The sequence below is a fragment of the Salinicola peritrichatus genome (assembly GCF_003206715.1).
In the GTDB taxonomy this organism is placed as follows: Bacteria; Pseudomonadota; Gammaproteobacteria; order Pseudomonadales; family Halomonadaceae; genus Salinicola; species Salinicola peritrichatus.
In genome coordinates, this window is record NZ_PZJU01000029.1 from 143881 (window position 1) to 162795 (window position 18915).

Consider the following 18915-nt stretch of genomic DNA (forward strand, 5'->3'; position numbering starts at 1 on the left):
TTCGGCCATTTCTGGCTTCTGACTCAGGGTGAATGATGAGCGAATACGATCGGGATTCCGCGGAAACCTTCGACGCAGGACAGGACGCCCAAAGCGACGGCGGACAGAGCCACAGAACCTCGGCCAGTGGCGCCGTCGTGCCGTCCGGCGATTATCTGCCGGAGCGCATCTACCTTCTTCCTATTCACAATCGCCCTTTCTTCCCGGCCCAGGTACAGCCGTTGATCATTCAGCGCCAGCGCTGGGAAGAGACCATGCAGCGGGTTGCCAACACGCCGCATCACATGGTCGGCGTCGCTTTCGTGGGCGAGGTCGGCGTCGATGAACTGGGGGTGGACAGCTTCCCCGAGATCGGCACGGCGGTGAAGGTGCACCGCACCCAGAGCGAAGAACAGCAGATCCAGTTCATCGCCCAGGGCATGCGCCGTTTTCGCATCCATCGCTGGCTCTCCAGGAAGCCGCCGTATCTGGTCGAGGTTTCCTACCCGCGGGAGCCGGTCGACGCCGAGGCCGAGGAAGCGCGTGCCTACGCGATGTCGTTGATCAATGGCATCAAGGAACTGCTGCCGATCAACCCGCTCTATGGCGAGGAGCTGAAAAGCTATCTCAATCGCTTCAGCCCGCACGAGCCCGGCCCGCTGACCGATTTCGCCGCCGCCATCACCTCGGCCAAGGGCCGCGAGTTGCAGAGCGTGCTGGAGACGCTGCCGATCATGGAGCGCATGCAGCGCGTGCTGCCGCTGCTGCGCAAGGAGATCGAGGTCGCGCAGTTGCAGAACCAGATCAGCGAGCAGGTCAACTCGCAGATGCAAAAGCATCAGCGCGAATTCTTCCTGCGCGAGCAGCTCAAGGTCATCCAGAAGGAACTCGGCATCTCGAAGGACGACCGCGAGAGCGATGTCGACACCTTCCGTGGGCGGCTGGAAAACCTGCAGGTACCGGAGCGCGTGCAGGCGCGCATCGACGATGAGTTGACCAAGCTCTCGGTGCTCGAGACCGGCTCGCCGGAGTACGGCACCACGCGCAACTATCTCGACTGGCTGACCTCGCTGCCCTGGGGGATCACCTCCGAGGATCAGCTCGATCTCCAGCGGGCGCGCAAGATACTCGATCGCGATCATGACGGTCTCACCGACGTCAAGGAGCGCATCATCGAGTTTCTCGCCGAGGGCGCCTTCAAGGGCGACGTCGGTGGCTCGATCGTGCTGCTGGTGGGGCCGCCCGGGGTCGGCAAGACATCGGTCGGGCGCTCGATCGCCGAAGCGCTGGGACGCAAGTTCTATCGCTTCTCGGTCGGCGGCATGCGCGACGAGGCCGAGATCAAGGGCCATCGCCGGACCTACATCGGCGCCATGCCGGGCAAGCTGGTGCAGGCGTTGAAGGAAGTCGAAGTCGAGAATCCGGTGATCATGCTCGACGAGGTCGACAAGATGGGTCAGTCGTTCCAGGGCGACCCGGCGTCGGCGCTGCTCGAAGTGCTCGATCCCGAGCAGAACGTCGACTTCCTCGATCATTATCTCGACGTGCGTCTGGACCTCTCCAAGGTGCTGTTCGTGTGCACGGCGAACCAGCTCGACACCATTCCCGGACCGCTGCTCGATCGTATGGAGCAGATTCGACTGTCCGGCTACATCGCCGAAGAGAAGCTGGCGATCGCCAAGCATCATCTGTGGCCGAAGTTGCTCGAGCGCGACCGCATTCCGAGGAAGCGGATCAACCTCACCGATGCCGCGCTCAAGCAGGTGATCGAAGGCTACGCGCGCGAGGCCGGCGTGCGGCAACTGGAGAAACAGCTGCATCGGATCGTACGCAAGGCGGCGGTGAAGCTGCTCGAGAGCGGTCAGCAGAGCGTCAAGGTCTCGGTCAACAACCTCGAGGAATTCCTCGGCGCGCCGTTGTTCCGCAAGGAGAAGGTGCTCAAGGGCGTCGGGGTCGTCACCGGCCTGGCGTGGACGGCCATGGGTGGCGCCACGCTGCCGATCGAGGCGACCAAGGTGCATGCGCTGACGCGCGGCTTCAAGCTGACCGGCAAGCTCGGGGAGGTGATGCAGGAGTCCGCCAACATCGCCTACAGCTACACCTTGGGTCACCTCGGTGAATTCGGCGCAGACGCGGACTTCTTCAACGATGCCTTCATCCACCTGCACGTGCCGGAGGGGGCGACCCCGAAGGATGGCCCGTCGGCGGGCGTCACCATGACCACGGCGCTGATGTCGCTGGCCAGGAACCAGAGCATCGATCGCCCGTTGGCGATGACCGGCGAGTTGACCCTCACCGGTCAGGTGCTGCCGGTCGGCGGCATTCGCGAGAAGGTGATCGCGGCGCGTCGCAGCGAGATCTTCGAACTGATCCTGCCGGAGGCTAACAAGCGCGACTACGACGAACTGCCGGACTATCTCAAGGAAGGTGTAACGGTGCACTTCGCCAAGGTCTATCAGGACGTCGCCAAGGTGGTGTTCGAGCGTTGAGGAAGACAGCATTGGCGTTGAGCCAGGCCGGATCTGTCGATCGGCCTGGACTAATGGATTAGGAGCTAGGGATGTCGAGCCAATCAATCCAATCGAAACGCCGATGGATGGTTCACGGTGGCTGGGCGATGCTGGTCATGCTGCTGCTCAGCGCGTGCAGCTACCATCCAGCGCGTATCGAGCCGGAGCCGGCGGTCATCATCGGTGACGACCATCGCCATGGCGATGGGGATTTCTGTCCACCGGGACAGGCCAAGAAAGGCAACTGCTGAGCGAAATCGTTACGCTGAAAGTGTCAACGAAGGCAGTGCGACAGCGCTGCCTTCGTCGTTTCGGAAGCCGGGCGTGATGCCGGATACCCGTGGCGGCCAGCGCTTCACATGCTCGCCGGGTTGTGCCGGTCTTCCCGGGTCCAGCAGCGTCTCGATCGGTTGAGTTGATCAGCTCGCCTTGGGTTTCCTGCTGACCAGCGCGACCCCGAGCGCGGCGATGCCCATGCCGAGCCAGGCGATCGGCGGCATCGGCTCGTCGATCAGCCACCACGACAGCAACGCGGCGCAAGGCGGTACCAGATAGAACAGTGCCGATACCCGGGAAGCTTCTCCGCGCCGTATCATCGCCAGCAGCAGCGAGATCGCGATCAGCGAGTTGCCGATCACCAGGTAGGCCAGCGAGCCGATCAACGGCCCGTTCCAGGTGAGCGTGAAGTGGCCGAACAGGGCAATCAGCGGCAGGGTCGTGATCAGGCCGGTGAAGTACTGGATAAGATTGGCGCTGACCGGATGGAGCGGGCGACCGTAGCGCTTTTCATAGAGCGTGGCACCGCTCATGCCGAGCAGTCCGGCCACGCTCAACAGCAGGCCGGCCAGTGTCGTGCCCTCGATCGTGGCGCGCCCGAGTATGACCACCAGCGCTCCCAAAAGGCCCAGGCCGAAGCCGATCCAGCGTCGCGTGCCGATGGTTTCCCCCACCATGACGGGGGCCAGCAGGGCGACCAGCACCGGTTGCAGGGAGACGATCAGGGCGACGACGCCGGCGGAACTGCCCAAGGCGAAGGCGCTGTAGCAGCAGCCGAAATAGACGGTCTGGATCAGGAAGCCGACCACGGCCTGATGCCACCAGTCGATGCGGCGAGCAGGCATCGGCGGGCGCAGCCAAAGCCATACCGGTACCATCAATAGCAGCACCAGGACGAAGCGTAGCCCGAGAAACAGCAGCGGATCGATGTGCTGCGTACCGATCTTGGCGACCGGAAAGCCGAGCGACCAGAGCAGCAGGAAAAGGCCGGGCGCGGCACTAAGCCACAGTGGTTTGGCCGCGGGCGAGGAGGGTACCGCCGCAGCGGTGCGAGATTCCGGCATGAGGGTCCGTTATTGTGATTATCGAAAGGTGATCAATGCGCTCGTGGTCAGCGGTTGCTAGGTATTGCCGGTGTGTTGCGCTTCGATCTCGGCGCCGGTCAGCCGCGACGTCTCCTCGGCCAGCGAGTAGTAGTTCGGCTTGGCGTCGATATGGATCTGCTGTGTCAGTACCCAGTCGCCGTCATCCTCCAGCACGCCGACGGGGACCGCCTGATAATCGGCATCCAGCAATCGATAGAAGAGATGGGTGCCGCAGCGTTTGCAGAAACCTCTCTCCGCCCAGTCCGACGAGCGGTAACGCATGACTGCGGCTTCGTTGTCGAAGGTCAGTCTGGTGCCGTGCGCCACGAACAGTGGGCCGCCACCCCAGCGCAGGCACATGCGGCAGTGGCAGCCTTCGGCATGACGCTCGTCGACTTCCAGCGTGAGCGCTACGTCGCCACACAGACAGCGGCCTTGCATCGAAGTAGCCATTTTCGCGACTCCTGGCTTCGCGGGCGATGCCGCTGCATGCGGCATCGCCCGACGGTGGGAAGCTCAACCCCGGTCGATCGACAGACCGTTCCATGACTGACAGACCGGCATCAGTTCCAGACGATTGATGTTCAGATGCGGCGGCAGGGTCGCGGCATGGAAGATCTGCTCCGCCACGTCTTCCGGCTGGATCGGTTCGACACCGCCATAGAGCTTGTCGTGAGCGCTCTGGTCGCCCTTCATGCGCACCAGGGTGAATTCCGTCTCGGCCATGCCCGGGGCGATGTCGGTCACACGTACGCCGGTACCCTTGAGGTCGCAGCGCAGATTGTACGAGAATTGGTTGACGAAGGCCTTGGACGCCCCATAGACGTGGCTGCCGGGGTAGGGCCACAGCGCCGCCGTGGAGCTAACGTTGATGATCGCGGCGCCGCGACCGACCTCGATCAGTGTCGGCAGCAACATACGCGTGACGTTGACCAGTCCGGTGATGTTGGTGTCGATGACGGTCTGCCAGTCATCGAGATTGGCTTCCTGGGCCGGGCCGGCGCCGAGCGCCAGCCCGGCATTGTTGACCAACACCTTGACCGCCTTGAACGCTTCCGGCAGTGCCTCGACCACCTGGACGACGGCTGCGCGGTCGCGCACGTCCAGCGAAGCGACATGCACCGGCACCTTGTCTTCCAGGCTCTGCTTCACTTCCTCCAATCGCTCCTGCCGCCGGCCGGTGAGAACCAGGGCCCAACCGGCCTCGGCGAAACGATAGGCGCAGGCGCGACCGAAACCGGAAGTGGCACCGGTAATGAAAGCGACGGGGGGCTGCTGATTCATGACGACTCCTGAGTGACGGGACGAATAGTGGTACGGCGAATACGCTCAAGATAAACGGTACTCGCCTGCGCTAGAAAACTTTTTCATCTCACCGTAGCACGCTCGGAACCGCAATAGTGCATGCCTCGATAGCGGGGCCGGCGGTTCCTGGAGTGCTGTCGGCATTTGCCTACAGTACACGGTCATTTGTGTAAAATTCAGTGATTCATTGCAAATCGATGTGCGCTTCATTGCCGTCTGGTTACACTTCGCTGACCTCTCGGAGCCCGCCCACTGCACCGAGCTACCGCGACGCGTTCGCGTAGGCAGAGGAGAGCACAATGGCCAATACCCAAAAGCGACGCTACTACGGTCTGGAGTGGCTGCGCTTCCTGATGGCGCTGTGGATGGTGATATACCATTTCGGCGGGATCTACCGTGACATGCCCGCCATGCTGGAAAGCTTCGTCGGCATGGGATTTTTCGCGACCAGCACGTTTTTCATGCTCTCGGGGTTCCTGCTGGCCCACGTGGCGCTGGATCACGCCGGTGAGATGAAGATGAACGGACCGGCCTTCATCGTCAGGCGCTTGTGCAACCTCTATCCCATCCACGTGATCACCTTGCTGCTGGCGTTGGGGCTACTGCTTTTCCAGTACCCGATCCGGCCCGAAGGCGTGCATGTCTATTTCAATACGCATCCCTATCATCCATTGAGCGACGAGGCGCGGGCTGCATTTACCGAGCGCCTCTCATGGCCGAGCGCCATCGGCTACATCGCCATGCAGTTGATGCTGCTGCAAGCCTGGGAGCCGCGATTTCTGTGGCTCAACGGCGCCTCCTGGTCGATCTCGGCGCTGCTGTTCTTCTACGCCTGCTTTCCCTGGCTGGCGCCACGGCTGATGCGCGTACAGCGCTGGGGCCTTGCGCTGCTCGCCATCTGGGCGGTCTACGCCGCGGGGCCGTTGATCGCAACGCTGATGGGGTCCTTCGACTACGTGACGGTCGGCGTGCTGCACCGTAATCCACTGTTCCGGCTACCGGAGTTCCTGGCCGGCATTCTGCTCTATCGGGCGATGCAGTCCGAGGCATTGAACGATCTCTTCCGCCGCTTCCGTTACCCGCTGCTGGTACTCGGCCTGTGTGGCGTGCCGGTCGGGGCATGGTTGCTGAAGCAGGATGGCCTGCATCTCTACTATCTCACTCATAATGGGCTGCTGATGCCGTTTCAGGCCCTCGTGCTGCTGAGCGCCACCGCCTTCGCCACACCCTCCGGCGCGGCCGTGCGTGAAACGGCAACAGCCCCTATGGCACAGCGTCTCGGCGAATCGGCGCTGTGCATCTTCGCGCTTCATACACCGCTGATCGGACCGTTCGCGCGGGCGACACGTTGGCTCCTCGCACGCTGGCACGAGGGATGGATCGCCGAGAGCGGCAACGCGGCGCTGAAGTTCGCGATTCCACTTTGGACCATGGCGTTCCACCTTGCGCTGATCGTCGTGCTCGCGCTGCTGATGCAACGCTTCGTGGTGGTGCCGATGCGCCATTGGCTGGAAGCGCGTCTACCGGCGCAATGGCAGCAGCGGCCGGCAATGATGCCGGTCAGGGCATGAACCGATATGGCGAGGCGGGCGCCCCGCCGTGTGGAGGTTAGACGACGAGCAGGACGCCACCGATGATGACGCCCGAGACGAGCAGGATGATGGCGCAGAATCCCATGATGTCGCGTGCCTTGAGACCGGCGATCGCCAGCGCCGGCAAGGCCCAGAAGGGCTGGATCATGTTGGTCCAGCTGTCGCCCCAGGCAAAGGCCATTGCCACTCGCGGAATGTCAGCGTTGAGGGCTTTGGCGGCCTCCATCAGGATCGGCCCCTGCACGGCCCATTGGCCGCCGCCGGACGGAATGAAGATGTTGAGTAGCCCCGCGGAGAGAAAACTCAGCGCGGGCAGCGTATCCGCGCTGGCGATATCGACGAAGCCTTGGGCAATCGTCGAGGCAAGGCCGGAGGCGCCCATCATGCCCATGATCCCGGCATAGAACGGGAACTGGATCAGCACGCCGCCGGCGCCACCGATACCCTCGGCGAGAGTATCGAGAAAACGGCGAAGGGTGCCATGCAGCAGGATGCCCAGGAATAGGAGTATGAAGATCACGACATTGAGATTGAGGCCGCCGCCCGAGAAGGCGTAGACCGCGATAGCCGCGAATCCCATCAGCGCGATCAGCCTCGCCAGCCAAGACGAGCGTTCGAGGCGCTCCGCCGGCCGGGTCACCGCGCCTTGCGGGGTCGGCGTCGCTGCGGTTTCCTCGATCTCGAGCGTCACCGGCGTGTCGATTCCGCGAAGCATCAGACAGTTGGTCACGGGGAGACAGATCAACAGCAGGACGACGATCGCCAGGTTGAACGGGCTCAGCAACGTCTCGCTGGTGGGAATGAGGCCGACCTGCGACTCGAGGAAGTGCCCCGGCGTGGCCAGCGTCAAGGGCACCGCGCCCGAGAGTCCGCCATGCCAGATCAGAAAACCGGAATAGGCGCTGGCAATCAGCAGGCGGTAGTCGACATCCGCAACCCGCCGTGCCAGTTCCCTGGCCAGGATGGCGCCGATCACCAAACCGATGCCCCAATTGAACCAGGTCACGATCAGCGACGTCAGCGTCACCAGCAGCACGGCGCGACCCGGGGTACGGGCGATTTCAGCGATGTGAGTGACCAACCGCATGAACAGCGGCGCCTTGGCAACGATGAAACCGGTGACAAGGATCAGTGCCATCTGCATGGCGAAGGTATGCAGCGTCCAGAATCCGTCCATCCAATAGCCGAGCATATCGACCGGCGTGCGTGCCTCGAACAGCATCCCGGCGGCGAATACGATCAACGTGATCAGCACGACCAGGACGAGCGGATCCGGCAGGTAGCGGTCGAACAGCCGAACGCAGGCGTTGGTGAAGAATTTCAACATCGGATTTCCTCGCGTGTTGTTGTTGTGACTTGGGTTGTTGTGTCTCGGGTTGTTGTGACTGGGGTGGTGGCAATCAAAGATCCAGGGTGAGATCGGTCAGTGGAATCGCCTGGCAGGTCAGACACTGGTCCGCCTCGAGATCGTTCGCGGGCGAGGCGACTTCTCCCGAAATCAGAGTCGCGGCGCAGCTCTCGCACTGGCCGACGCGACAACCGCTGGGCATCGCAACGCCGTGTCGTTCGGCGCTGTCGAGCAGGCTTCCCTCGTCGGGCCGCCAGACGAACTCGCTCCCCGTGCGGGCCAGCCGAACGCGCCGCGGCCGGTGACGCCCGGTCGATGGGCGAGCCGGCGAGACGAAGGCTTCGCTGAAGATGGCATGCGGCGGTACGCCTCGGGCACGCAGCGTGCGTTTCAGTGCTTCCACCATGGCAACACTGGCGCACAGGTAGTAGCGCGCCTCGTTCGGCAGGTTCAGATGCTCGATCACCTTGCCGTCGATGCGCCCCGTTATCCGGTGTCCACGATCCTCGGCTTCGGGAGCGCTGTAGGCCGTGATCACGCGTAGACGGGGGAGTGCGGCTTCGAGTGCCGCGAGGCGTTCGCGGAAAGCGTGCGAGCGTCCGTTGCGGTTGGCGTAGATCAGCGTCATGGCGGGCATTTGTGCCGAGCCATCGTTGGCCAGTGTCTCGAGCAAGGAGAGAAACGGCGTGATACCGATGCCGCCGGCGATCAAGACGATCGGCAGGCCATGGCGACGCGGCAGCGTGAACCGCCCGGTCGGCATGGCTATCTCGACTTCGTCGCCGGCCTGGAGCGACTGGTGCCAGTGAGAGGAGACGATGCCTGCCGGCAGCGCAGGTGTGGCCGCCGCGCGTTTGATCGAGATGCGGTAGCGTTCGTGCCCCGACGGATCGGCCGGGCCGGACAGAGAGTAGCTGCGGTGATGGAACTGCCCATCGAGCATGAGGCGAACCGCAACATGCTGGCCCGGCAGGTAGTCGGGCAGGCGCTGCCCGTCGATCGGCGTCAGCCAGAAGGAGACCACATCCGGCGTTTCCACGATTCTTTCGCTGATGCGCATGCGGCGGTAGCCCTGCCAGGCGGAGGCGGCCGTGGCCGATCGCCTGACCTCGCAGGGCGCCGAGCGTAGCGGCAGCGCGCCGCTTACCGGATCCCTGTTGCGAGTGCCGAACAGCGCATTGACGCTGCGGGATCCCGCGCCATGAATCGGCGTCGCCGGACGGCCGAGATCGTCGCACGCCTGCCACCAGCCGTAGTCGGTGACGACGAGGTCGTCGGCCAAGGTGTCGTCGACGTTGACCTTGAGCGTCACCGAACCCTTGTCGCCGATCAGTTCCGCCCACTCGCCGTCCTCCAACCCTCTGGCGGTCGCGAGCCCGCTGCCGAGCGTCATCGTCGGTTCCGGCGAGCGGCGGCGCAGCGAAGCGATCTGGCGCTGCTGGCTGTGGCAGTAGCGGCCGTTCTTGACGCTGACCAGGGTCAACGGGAGCCCGGAGTCGGCAACCGGCCGGACCGGTAGATGGCGGGGCACCGGCGGATAGCCGGCGTCGGCCAGCGTCTGCGAGTAGAACTCGACCCGGCGCGTCGGCGTGTCGAAACCCCGGCAGCGGCCCGAATCGTCGAGCCGGGCGTAACCGCGAGCCGTCTGTTCGAGCGCCACGCGGTAGCCTTCGGGATGGCGCCGGAGAAAGTCGACGTCGAGTCCGCTCGGGGCCAGCACATGATTCCAGGCCTGCTCGATATCCCCGTCGAAGAACGCCTCGCGCATGCCCAGCCGGCAGCCGAGCTCCAGCGCGATGTCATAGTCGGCGCGGGCCTCGCCGCGAGGAGAAACCATGGCCCGGCGCAACTGAATGTGGCCGACGGCCTCGGCATTGATCTCGAAGCCGATGCGCAGCCCTTCCCGCTCCCACGGCGTGCCGATCGGCAGCAGGATGTCGGCATGGGCATTGGTCGGCGAGTGAAACAGATCGCAGTGGACCTGAAACTCGAGCGCGGTAAGCGCCCGCTCGCCGCGCTCGGGGTCGGGCTGGGAGACGAGAAAGTTGCCGCCGAAGCCGAACAGTGCGCGGGGGCGATAGGGTTTGCCGGTTTCGATCGCCTCATAGAGCGCTTCCGCCGTGATCCAACCGCTGGCGGCGGGGCCCAGAGGACGCGACTCGAGTCCGAGCGCCTTGCATCTCTGCGCCTCGGCGAGAAGCGCCAGGTCGTTGACGCTGTTGGTCGGCGGCTGGGACCAGCGCCGGTTTCCCCCCGGGCGATCGAAACTGCCGGTCAGCGCGTAGAGCGTCGCCAGTGCCCGCTCGGTCTGAGTGGCGTTGGCATGCTGTCCGATGCCGGTCCAGGCGTGGTAGCTGATCGCCGCTCCCGCCTCGGCGATCATCTCGACCGCGGCCTCGATCGACGCGACGCAGAGACCGGTTGCGGCGGCGGCGCGCTCGAGGGTCCATTCCGCGCAGGCGCGCTGGTAGAGTTCGAAGGCTGGATGGCAGTGGCGTACGCTGCCGTCGGCGCGTGCCACGGCGTATCGCCCCGTCAGCGCCAGTTCCCGGGCCCGTTCGGCGTCGAGCGGGAATCGCGTGTCCAGTGCGACGGCCCGTCGCTGTTGCGGGTGCCAGGCGAGAAACTCCCCGCCGGGCGCGGTGATGAAGCGTCCGGAGGCTTCGTCCACCAGCAACGGCGCATTGCTCCAGCGTGCCACGAACTCGTGGTCGAAGCGCTCCCGGCGAATCAGCTCGCGAGCGATCGCCATCGCCAGCGCGGCGTCGCTCCCCGGCCGGATGGGGAGCCATAGGTCGGCGCGTTTCGCCAGCGGCGTCTCGCGGGGATCGATGACCAGCAGCCGGGCGTCGGCGGCGCCGATTTCGCCCGCTTGGGAGAGCCACACGTGGGATGGGTTGTGGCCCCAGAGAATGTTGAGTCTCGAGTTGGCGTAATCGGCAGCCGGCATGGCGCAGCCGAAAGTGAAACGGTGGGCGACATCCTTGTGCCAGTTGCAGATTTCGGTGCCGTAAATCGTGTTGGGGCTGCCGTACAAGCGGATGAAGCGCTCGACCCAGTCGCTGCTGTCGCTCATCGGCGTGCCGCTCGGGGTGGTGACGCTGAAGGCAACGCTTTCCGCGCCGTGGGTATCGCGATAATGGGCCAGTTTCCGGGCCACGAGGCTCAGCGCTTCGTCCCAGCCGATGCGCTCCCAGCCGGGATCGTCGGCCCCCTTGGGACGGGTGCGTCGCAGCGGATGGAGAATGCGCTGCGGACTGTCGACGATCTCCGGTGCCGCCCGTCCCTTCGCGCAGGTGGCCCGTCCGGTTGGATGGCCAGGCAGCGGTTCCACCCGAATGAGGCGGTCGTTCTCGATATGGTTCAGCGTGCCGCAGCGGGAGCGGCATAGGGTACAGAACCCGGGTACTGCGTTTGTCGTTGTCATGGTGCCGGAACAGTGCTTGGCATCTTGCGGCACCGTATCGTCGAACGAGCGTTACAGCTAATATGTATTAATTGTAATGTGGTATAGATACTGTCTATGACCTTTCAGCAACTGCGCCATTTCCTAGCCATCATCGAGACGGGCAACCTGTCCAAGGCCGCCCAGCGTTGCCACATTTCCCAGCCCTCGATGTCGGCGTCGCTGAAAGCGCTGGAATCGGATCTCGACTGTCAGCTGTTCAAACGTCATGCCAAGGGCTTGCTGCCGACGGAAGCCGGGCGCAAATTGCAGCAGCACGCTTCACGGCTGTTGGATGAGGCGCATCTGGCTCGCCAGAGCCTGAAGGCCCAGACAGCGTTGCCCACCGGAGAACTGCGGCTCGGAGTGACCGAAACGATATCCGCCTATCTGCTGGCGCAGATGTTCCGCTGGCGATCGGGCGTGTTCAGGTCGATCACGTTGCAGATCGAAGAGGGCAGTGTCGAGTCGATCCAGCAGAAACTGCGCGCCGGTGAAATCGACCTGGCGCTGATGGTGACCGACAACGTCGAACCGGGGGGTGATCTGCGGCTCGACGAGCTTTTCGTGACGCCCCGAAGACTCTGGGCGCCGGCGGGTCATCCCCTGTTGCGTCAGCCCGAGATCGCGTTGCGCGATGTCTGCCGGTATCCGTTCGTGCTGCTGGAAATGGATGACCACGTCAAAACCTGGAAGCGTTATTGGCAGGCGCAGCCCCGGCAGCCGGAGATCGTGTTGCGAAGTCATTCGATCGAAGCCGTCCGCAACTGGGTTGGTTCCGGGCTTGGTATTACCATTTTGTCGGACCTCATCTTTCGCCCCTGGTCGCTCGATGGCGATCATCTCTCCCGGCGCGAACTCACCGAACCGGTTCCCGGCATGCAGATAGGATTTCTCTCCCGGAACGCCGGCTGTTCGTCACTCGCCGGTCATTTCGTCACGCGCCTGCGTGCCGCGGTCCAGGAGTACGGCTGGCTGGCACACTGAGGGAGACGGTTCCGGGCGGACTACATGCTCGCTGTCGGCACTCTTTTCCGGCCTCGGGCTGCGATATCCTATAACCGATGCAAATTCAACGGCGAAGGAGACAGGCATGAAGGGCACCATAGGCGTGGGGCTGGTCGGTTACGGCATGGCGAGCAAGCGCTTCCATGCACCGCTGATCCAGGCTCAGGAAGGGCTCTCGCTGGTTGCCGTGGCGAGCCGCGATCCCGGCAAGGTGCGTGCCGACTGGCCGGAGATTCCGGTGGAGGCGACACCCGGGGCGCTGTTCGCGCGGGACGACATCGATCTGGTGGTCATTCCGACGCCCAACGCAACGCACTATGCGCTGGTCAGCGAGGCGCTGGCCGCCGGCAAGCACGTCGTTGTCGACAAGCCGTTCACCGTCACCGTGGACGAGGCCGAGCGGCTCTGCGTCCAGGCAGCCGAGGCGGAGCGCCTGCTCAGCGTGTTCCACAATCGACGCTGGGATGCCGACTTCCTCACCGTGCGCAAGCTGCTCGATAGCGGAGCGCTGGGCCGGATGATGCATTTCGAATCCCACTTCGACCGCTATCGCCCGGAAGTGGCGCAGCGCTGGCGTGAAGAGCCGGCGCCGGGGAGCGGGGCCTGGTTCGACCTCGGCTCGCACCTGCTCGACCAGGCGCTGGTGCTGTTCGGCAAGCCGCAGTCGATCTGGCTCGACCTGGCCAGTCAGCGCGAGGGCGCACGGGTCGACGACTACTTCCACGCCGTGTTGCGTTACGGCGAGAACCGGGTGGTGCTGCATGGCGGCACGCTGGTGGCGGCGCCGGGAGCGCGTTTCACCATCCACGGTACCCGGGCGAGTTACATCAAGCACGGCCTCGATCCGCAGGAGGATATGCTCAAGCGCGGCGATCGCTTGCCTTCGCCGGGCTGGGGCGAGGACTGGCGGCACGGCATGCTCACCACCGGTCAGGCACGCGAGGGCGGTCAGCCGGAGCTGCACGAAGTTCCGACACTGCCCGGCGACTATCTGGCCTATTACGCCGGCGTTCGCGACGCCATTCTGGGACGTGGCCCGCTGCCGGTGACGGCGGAGTCGGCGCTCGAGGCGATGCGCCTGCTCGAAGCGGGGCGCCGGAGCGCCGAGACGGGGCGGGTCGTCTCGTTCTAAAGATACGTCGGGTCAGGATGATGGCGTACTGGCTCGATACGTTCAGTAGGTCGTCTCCTTGGCTCATTTCATCAAGGTGCCGGACTCGAACGAATCGGCTCTCTCTAACCTGCTGATTTCGCTATTCCCATCCGGCGCTTTCAATTCCCCATTGCGCTTGAGCAACCAGGAGGCGATGGCGGGCGCCATCAAAGCCGACACCAGCACGCAGGCGGCCACCTGAGTGGTGGCGACTCCGACATAGGATTGCAGCGAAGGGTCTGCTGCGGCAGCGATCGCCGGAGTGGCAATGGAGTTGCCAGCCGTGGTACCCGCCGCGAAACCGATGCCGCTGCGGGGGCCGCGTTTGAGCACATAGCGGTAGCCAAGGTAGACCAGTCCGCCGGTAAAAGGCGCGACGACCAAGCCGAGCGCGAGGCCGCTGAGCCCGCCATGGAGTACATCGGTCAGGTTGATGCCGGTGCCCAGTCCGAAGGAGAAGAACGGAATCACCATCTCGGGTACCGGGCGCAGTACTTCGGTCCACTTTGGGTCGAGATTACCGACCAGGATGCCTAGCAGCAGCGGGATGATCGCCGCCATGAAGACTTCCAGCGGAATATCGGCCAGCCCGGAGGCGCCGATCAGAATCAGGGTGAAAAAGGGGCCGTCATTGATGGCGCTGGCAATGTAGGCGCCACGGTCTCGCTGGTCGCCGTAGCGACCGGTGAAGGCCAGCCAGATACCGCCGTTGCTATTGTCCATTGCCGCCAACATGGCCAGGATCGAGACTCCGAACAAGCCATGCATGCCGGTCGCTAGGCCCAGCAAGGCGATCAGGATTCCCGGCATCACGCTTTTCATCAGCAGGATCACGCTGGCGGTACCGATGATTGGACCGGCGTTGCGTGGGGTGATTTGCATGCCGGTGGCGAAAATCACCAGTGCCATGAACGCCATGGCGCCATCCTTAAACAGCGCCGTGGTGAAGCTGCCGATCTCCAGTGCCGATGGCGCCAGGGTCCCGACAATCGAGCCGAGGATCAGTGGCACAATCATCAGCCCGCCGGGGATACGGTTCAGGGTGTCGTAAATGGGAACGCGGGATATCGGGGACGACATGCAATCTCCTCCCTCTGATGATGATATTTGCCGAGCCAGATATTGGCCTCAGGTAATGACGCCGATCTGCCAGGGCACGAACTCCTGCTGGCCGTAGCCATGGCGCTCGCTCTTGCTGCGTTCGCCGGAGGCGAGACTGAGCAGGCGCTGGAAGATCCGCTCGCCGAGCTGGTCGATATCGACTTCGCCATCCAGCAGCGCGCCGCAGTTGATGTCCATGTCGTCGGTCTGATGGCGCCACAGCGCGCTGTTGGTCGCCAGCTTGAGCGATGGCACCGGGGCACAGCCGAAGGCGCTGCCGCGTCCGGTGGTGAAGGCGATCAAGTTGCAGCCGCTGGCGACCTGGCCGGTCACCGAAACCGGATCGAATCCGGGCGAGTCCATGAACGCCAGGCCGCGCTCGCGCATCGGTTCGGCGTACTCGAGTACCTCCACCAGCGGCGTTGTGCCGGCCTTGGCCACGGCACCGAGGGATTTCTCCAGGATCGTGGTCAGGCCGCCGGCCTTGTTGCCGGCCGAGGGATTGTTGTCCAGCGAGGCACCGCGGACGCGGCAGAACTCTTCCCACCAGTGGATGCGCTCGATCAGCTTGTGGGCCACCGCCGGCGTTATCGCGCGGCGGGTCAGCAGGTGTTCCGCACCGTAGATTTCCGGAGTCTCGGCGAGTACCGCGCTGCCGCCATGCGCGATCAGGCAGTCCACCGCGGCGCCGAGTGCCGGGTTGGCGGTGATGCCGGAGTAGCCATCCGAACCGCCGCACTGCAGCGCGAGGCGCAGATGCTCGGCGGGGCAGGGCTCGCGCTCGATCTGGTTGGCTTCCTTCAGCAGGCTTTCGACATGGCGAATGCCTTCGGCGATGGCGCGGGTGGTGCCGCCGATCTGCTGAATGGTGAAAGGGTGCAGTCTGGGTCCCGGCTCGAGCCTCTGTGACTCGATCAGGGCATCGATCTGGTTGGTCTCGCAGCCCAGCCCGATCATCAGCACGGCGGCGAAGTTGGCATGGCGGGCATAGCCGGCCAGCGTCCGGCGCAGCATCGTCAATGCCTCGCCGTCGGCGGCCACCGCGCAGCCGACACCGTGGGTCAGGGCAACGACACCATCCACGTTCGGGTAAGGCGCCATCGCCTCCGGATGGACATCGCGGCGGAAGTGATCGGCAATCGCGTGGGCAACGGTGGCCGAGCAGTTGACCGAGGTCAGGATGCCGATGTAGTTGCGGGTGGCGACCCGGCCGTCGGCGCGCCGGATGCCCATGAAAGTGGCCGGCGTCGGGACCCGTTCCACCGGCGTCACTTCGCTGCCGATGGCATAGTCCCCGGCGTAGCTCCGCTCGTGTGCTTCGCCCTCCAGGTCGCCAATGTTGAGGTTATGCACATGCACATGGTCACCCGCCGCGATCGGGCGGGTCGCGCGGCCAATGATCTGGCCGTAACGGCGGATCAGCTCACCTTCGGCCAGAGCGCGAACGGCAATCTTGTGGGCGGCGGGTACCGCGCCGCCCAGGGTCACGCCCGGTAGTATCTCGGTGCCGGCGGGCAAAGGCTGGCGCGCGATGACGACGTCGTCGCGCTCGTGCAGGCGAATCACCGAAGCGGGCGCTTCGGCGATGTGTTCGATCAGTGCCATGGGTTGATCTCCTCGGTCTATCCACTTTCGTCTATACGACTTATGGGTAAAAATCTTTTTTAATCAGTTTCTTAAGATGACAACTGCATAATGGAACCCTATCGAGCGATCGCTGGCGCCGCTACTGAGAATGTCTGATTGGGCGATAACCCGGCTGCATTGAACCAAAGTCGTAATTCCGAGGTCTGCCATGACGCCAACGCTGGATGAACTGATGTCGCGCCTGCGCCTGCGACAGCTGCGTCTGTTGATGGCGCTCGACGAGTGCGGATCCATCCACAGGGCGGCGGAGCGGGTGGCGATTTCGCAACCCGGGGCGACCCGGGCGCTCAACGAGATCGAGGCCACCTTCGGCGCGCCCCTGTTCATGCGCAGCGCGCGCGGGCTCGAGGCGAATGACCTGGGCCGCTGCGTGGTGCGCTATGCGCGTCTGATCCAGACCGATGTGGCGCATCTGCGCGAGGAGATGATCGGCATTCAGCAGGGCTATGGCGGACATCTGGCGGTGGGTGGCACCATGGGCGCGATCGCGGCGATCGTCGAGGCCATCGTCAAATTGCGCGCAGAACAGCCCTCGCTGTCACTACAGATTGTCGAAGACACCAGTGAGGGCCTGTTGCGATTGCTGGACCAGGGGCGCATCGATGTCGCCCTGTGCCGCTCCGACTTCGGCCGCCGTCCCGCCGATTACCACTGTCACGGCAGCTTCCCTGAACCGCTATGGGTAGTGGCCAACCCGACCCATCCGCTGGTGAACGCCACCGTACCGGATTTCGCCGCGCTGGCCGGTCAGGCCTGGATCGTCTATCCGGTAAGCATGCCGCGCATGCTGGAGCAGGAGTTCGTCGCCGCCGGTCTGTCGCGGCCGGTCAAGTCGATCGAGATCTCCTCGACCTACGCCATTCTGGCCATGCTGGCACGGGACGCAGGCGTGCTGGCGCTGTTGCCGGAACGTATCGCAAGCGACCAGGTGGCGAAAGGCAATGTCGCGCGCATCGACTACACGCTCGGCACGCAGAATCCGCCCTTCGAACTGCTGTGGCGACGGGATCGGGAGCCGTCACCGGCGGCCAAGCGATTCATCGCCTGGTATCAGGAGAGTGGTTAATCTATGTGAAACGTAATTGAGTGAATTTCCTTGAAAATTTGCGTGAATGGCATTGGGTGTCTAGGTTTTGCCATAGTGCATTCTGACCTCGTTTCGAGGCCACGATGAATTCAGGGAGGATTCATATGAAAACGCTCAACGCCGTCATTTTTTCTGCTCTGCTGTCGCTACCGACCGCCGGAGCATTCGCGCAGAGCGACGCGCCCGACGTCAGCCCCGAAACGGGCTCGGCCAACACGCAGACCGGTGGCTCTACGCCGACCCAGGTGGAAGGCGCCACGGCGGCAGGCGACAGCGAAGGTAGCCTGCCGTCCGAGAACAACCTGCCGGATGAGAACAATGGCCAGACCGGTTCCGCCAATACGCAGCCGGGCAGCCTGAAGGCCGAGGGCAAGACGGCGCAGGATCCCGCCGCCGCCGACGGCCCGATTCAGGACGATTCCATGGAAGACAACCATGGTGTCGATTCCGCGCAGGACGTCGATCCCGACTAGACCGCGACAGTCAGGCATGTCGTACCGCAAGATCGCTCCGCATCAGCGGGGCGATCTTTTTGTGTCGTGTCTCATGTCGTGTCAATCGACGTTACTTGTGTCGTGTCTCATGTCGTGTCAATCGACGTTACCACCAACTCGCGGTTTGCTGTTCGTTGCGCAGCATCTCGCGGGCGATGAACAGCGCGGCAACGGCGCGTGCCTCATGAAAGTCTTCCCGAGCGAGAAGGCTGGTAATGTCGTCGATGGCGTGCGTTTCGACGATCAAAGGCTCCGGCTCGTCCCCTTCGAGGCGCTGCTCATACAGGTCGCTGGCCAGCATCACGTGCATGCGGTGATTCATGTAGTTGGGCGCCAGCGACAGTTCCACCAGGGGTTCGATGCGATTGGCGCCGAAGCCGCACTCTTCCATCAATTCGCGATTGGCGGCGGTGACGATATCCTCGCCGGGGTCGACCAGGCCCTTCGGCAGGGTCAGCGCGTACTCGTCGAAACCGGCGGCGTATTCACGAATCAGCAGGACATGATCGGGATCGGGCATCGCGACCAGCATGACGGCGCCCTGGCCCTTGCCCTTGAGGCGCTCGAAGGTGCGCTCGGCGCCATTGGAGAAACGCAGTTCCAGTTCCTCGATGGCGAACAGGCGGCTGGCGGCCAAGTCGCGACGCGCGAGAATGCTTGGCTTGGTGGGGAGAGTCGGCGGGAAGTCTGTTGGCGCCATGCGGCCTCCGTGCAATGGGTGGGATGCACTAGGGGCTGTTGACGTTTCAGCGCGGCCGTGAATGAAACGACAACAGCTCCTAGGTACAATAATGGACACTCAAGCTTCTGGGAAACTCCGTCTGGCGTAACGCCGTCCCGTGCGAAGACGGCGCGACCGTCGCGCGGCACGCGCCAGCGGGTTTC

The 18915-nt window shown here is 63.9% G+C and carries 15 protein-coding genes; 7 read left to right on the forward strand and 8 right to left on the reverse strand.

The window, feature by feature from the left end:
- Nucleotides 1-35: 35 nt before the first annotated feature.
- Both lon and DOM57_RS21790 read left to right on the forward strand, forming a co-directional pair.
- Nucleotides 36-2468, forward strand: coding sequence for an endopeptidase La (gene lon, locus DOM57_RS12170; RefSeq protein ID WP_110649456.1), 2433 nt, complete (start codon nt 36-38; stop codon nt 2466-2468).
- A 71-nt stretch (nt 2469-2539) separates the two neighbouring features.
- Nucleotides 2540-2740 (forward strand): hypothetical protein, encoded by a 201-nt coding sequence (locus DOM57_RS21790; protein WP_162619516.1) that lies wholly within the window; start codon nt 2540-2542, stop codon nt 2738-2740.
- Nucleotides 2741-2908: 168 nt separating this feature from the next.
- Here the strand turns inward: DOM57_RS21790 and DOM57_RS12175 are convergent, their stop codons facing one another.
- From DOM57_RS12175 to DOM57_RS12185, 3 genes are all read right to left on the reverse strand, one after another.
- Nucleotides 2909-3829: a DMT family transporter gene (locus DOM57_RS12175; RefSeq protein ID WP_110649457.1), complete on the reverse strand. Its 921-nt coding sequence runs from the start codon at nt 3827-3829 to the stop codon at nt 2909-2911.
- A 57-nt stretch (nt 3830-3886) separates the two neighbouring features.
- Nucleotides 3887-4303, reverse strand: a complete 417-nt coding sequence (locus DOM57_RS12180; RefSeq protein ID WP_162619521.1) for a GFA family protein — start codon at nt 4301-4303, stop codon at nt 3887-3889.
- A 63-nt stretch (nt 4304-4366) separates the two neighbouring features.
- Nucleotides 4367-5134 (reverse strand): SDR family NAD(P)-dependent oxidoreductase, encoded by a 768-nt coding sequence (locus DOM57_RS12185; RefSeq protein WP_110649459.1) that lies wholly within the window; start codon nt 5132-5134, stop codon nt 4367-4369.
- A 320-nt stretch (nt 5135-5454) separates the two neighbouring features.
- Between DOM57_RS12185 and DOM57_RS12190 the strand changes: the two genes are divergently transcribed.
- Nucleotides 5455-6726, forward strand: a complete 1272-nt coding sequence (locus DOM57_RS12190; RefSeq protein ID WP_110649460.1) for an acyltransferase family protein — start codon at nt 5455-5457, stop codon at nt 6724-6726.
- 37 nt (nt 6727-6763) lie between these two features.
- Here the strand turns inward: DOM57_RS12190 and DOM57_RS12195 are convergent, their stop codons facing one another.
- Both DOM57_RS12195 and DOM57_RS12200 read right to left on the reverse strand, forming a co-directional pair.
- Entirely contained in the window at nt 6764-8074 is a 1311-nt protein-coding gene (locus DOM57_RS12195) for a short-chain fatty acid transporter (protein ID WP_110649461.1), read from the reverse strand.
- Nucleotides 8075-8147: 73 nt separating this feature from the next.
- The gene (locus DOM57_RS12200) at nt 8148-11522 is read right to left on the reverse strand and encodes a molybdopterin-dependent oxidoreductase (RefSeq protein WP_110649494.1); all 3375 of its coding nucleotides are present in this window, start codon (nt 11520-11522) and stop codon (nt 8148-8150) included.
- 96 nt (nt 11523-11618) lie between these two features.
- On the opposite strand from DOM57_RS12200, the gene DOM57_RS12205 reads away from it, so the two are divergent.
- Together DOM57_RS12205 and DOM57_RS12210 are read left to right on the forward strand one after the other, a co-directional pair.
- Nucleotides 11619-12527: a LysR family transcriptional regulator gene (locus tag DOM57_RS12205; protein ID WP_110649462.1), complete on the forward strand. Its 909-nt coding sequence runs from the start codon at nt 11619-11621 to the stop codon at nt 12525-12527.
- Nucleotides 12528-12633: 106 nt separating this feature from the next.
- Entirely contained in the window at nt 12634-13680 is a 1047-nt protein-coding gene (locus DOM57_RS12210) for an oxidoreductase (protein ID WP_110649463.1), read from the forward strand.
- Between the two features lie 63 nt (nt 13681-13743).
- Here the strand turns inward: DOM57_RS12210 and DOM57_RS12215 are convergent, their stop codons facing one another.
- Both DOM57_RS12215 and DOM57_RS12220 read right to left on the reverse strand, forming a co-directional pair.
- Nucleotides 13744-14781, reverse strand: coding sequence for a 2-keto-3-deoxygluconate permease (locus DOM57_RS12215; RefSeq protein ID WP_110649464.1), 1038 nt, complete (start codon nt 14779-14781; stop codon nt 13744-13746).
- A gap of 48 nt (nt 14782-14829) precedes the next feature.
- Nucleotides 14830-16407 carry a UxaA family hydrolase gene (locus DOM57_RS12220; protein ID WP_110649465.1) on the reverse strand — a complete coding sequence of 526 codons (1578 nt, stop codon included), beginning with the start codon at nt 16405-16407 and terminating at the stop codon, nt 14830-14832.
- Nucleotides 16408-16597: 190 nt separating this feature from the next.
- Between DOM57_RS12220 and DOM57_RS12225 the strand changes: the two genes are divergently transcribed.
- Together DOM57_RS12225 and DOM57_RS12230 are read left to right on the forward strand one after the other, a co-directional pair.
- Nucleotides 16598-17515, forward strand: a complete 918-nt coding sequence (locus DOM57_RS12225; protein WP_110649466.1) for a LysR family transcriptional regulator — start codon at nt 16598-16600, stop codon at nt 17513-17515.
- 125 nt (nt 17516-17640) lie between these two features.
- Nucleotides 17641-18009, forward strand: coding sequence for a hypothetical protein (locus DOM57_RS12230; protein WP_110649467.1), 369 nt, complete (start codon nt 17641-17643; stop codon nt 18007-18009).
- Nucleotides 18010-18136: 127 nt separating this feature from the next.
- Here the strand turns inward: DOM57_RS12230 and nudE are convergent, their stop codons facing one another.
- Nucleotides 18137-18730: an ADP compounds hydrolase NudE gene (gene nudE / locus DOM57_RS12235; RefSeq protein WP_110649468.1), complete on the reverse strand. Its 594-nt coding sequence runs from the start codon at nt 18728-18730 to the stop codon at nt 18137-18139.
- Nucleotides 18731-18915 lie beyond the last annotated feature (185 nt).

Coding starts and splice junctions, on each gene's coding strand:
- DOM57_RS12215 (WP_110649464.1), bottom strand. CDS start 14,781: ATGTCGTCCCCGATATCCCGCGTTCCCATTTACGACACCCTGAACCGT.
- DOM57_RS12225 (WP_110649466.1), top strand. CDS start 16,598: ATGACGCCAACGCTGGATGAACTGATGTCGCGCCTGCGCCTGCGACAG.
- DOM57_RS21790 (WP_162619516.1), top strand. CDS start 2,540: ATGTCGAGCCAATCAATCCAATCGAAACGCCGATGGATGGTTCACGGT.
- nudE (WP_110649468.1), bottom strand. CDS start 18,730: ATGGCGCCAACAGACTTCCCGCCGACTCTCCCCACCAAGCCAAGCATT.
- DOM57_RS12220 (WP_110649465.1), bottom strand. CDS start 16,407: ATGGCACTGATCGAACACATCGCCGAAGCGCCCGCTTCGGTGATTCGC.
- lon (WP_110649456.1), top strand. CDS start 36: ATGAGCGAATACGATCGGGATTCCGCGGAAACCTTCGACGCAGGACAG.
- DOM57_RS12200 (WP_110649494.1), bottom strand. CDS start 11,522: ATGACAACGACAAACGCAGTACCCGGGTTCTGTACCCTATGCCGCTCC.
- DOM57_RS12180 (WP_162619521.1), bottom strand. CDS start 4,303: ATGGCTACTTCGATGCAAGGCCGCTGTCTGTGTGGCGACGTAGCGCTC.
- DOM57_RS12190 (WP_110649460.1), top strand. CDS start 5,455: ATGGCCAATACCCAAAAGCGACGCTACTACGGTCTGGAGTGGCTGCGC.
- DOM57_RS12195 (WP_110649461.1), bottom strand. CDS start 8,074: ATGTTGAAATTCTTCACCAACGCCTGCGTTCGGCTGTTCGACCGCTAC.
- DOM57_RS12175 (WP_110649457.1), bottom strand. CDS start 3,829: ATGCCGGAATCTCGCACCGCTGCGGCGGTACCCTCCTCGCCCGCGGCC.
- DOM57_RS12210 (WP_110649463.1), top strand. CDS start 12,634: ATGAAGGGCACCATAGGCGTGGGGCTGGTCGGTTACGGCATGGCGAGC.
- DOM57_RS12185 (WP_110649459.1), bottom strand. CDS start 5,134: ATGAATCAGCAGCCCCCCGTCGCTTTCATTACCGGTGCCACTTCCGGT.
- DOM57_RS12230 (WP_110649467.1), top strand. CDS start 17,641: ATGAAAACGCTCAACGCCGTCATTTTTTCTGCTCTGCTGTCGCTACCG.
- DOM57_RS12205 (WP_110649462.1), top strand. CDS start 11,619: ATGACCTTTCAGCAACTGCGCCATTTCCTAGCCATCATCGAGACGGGC.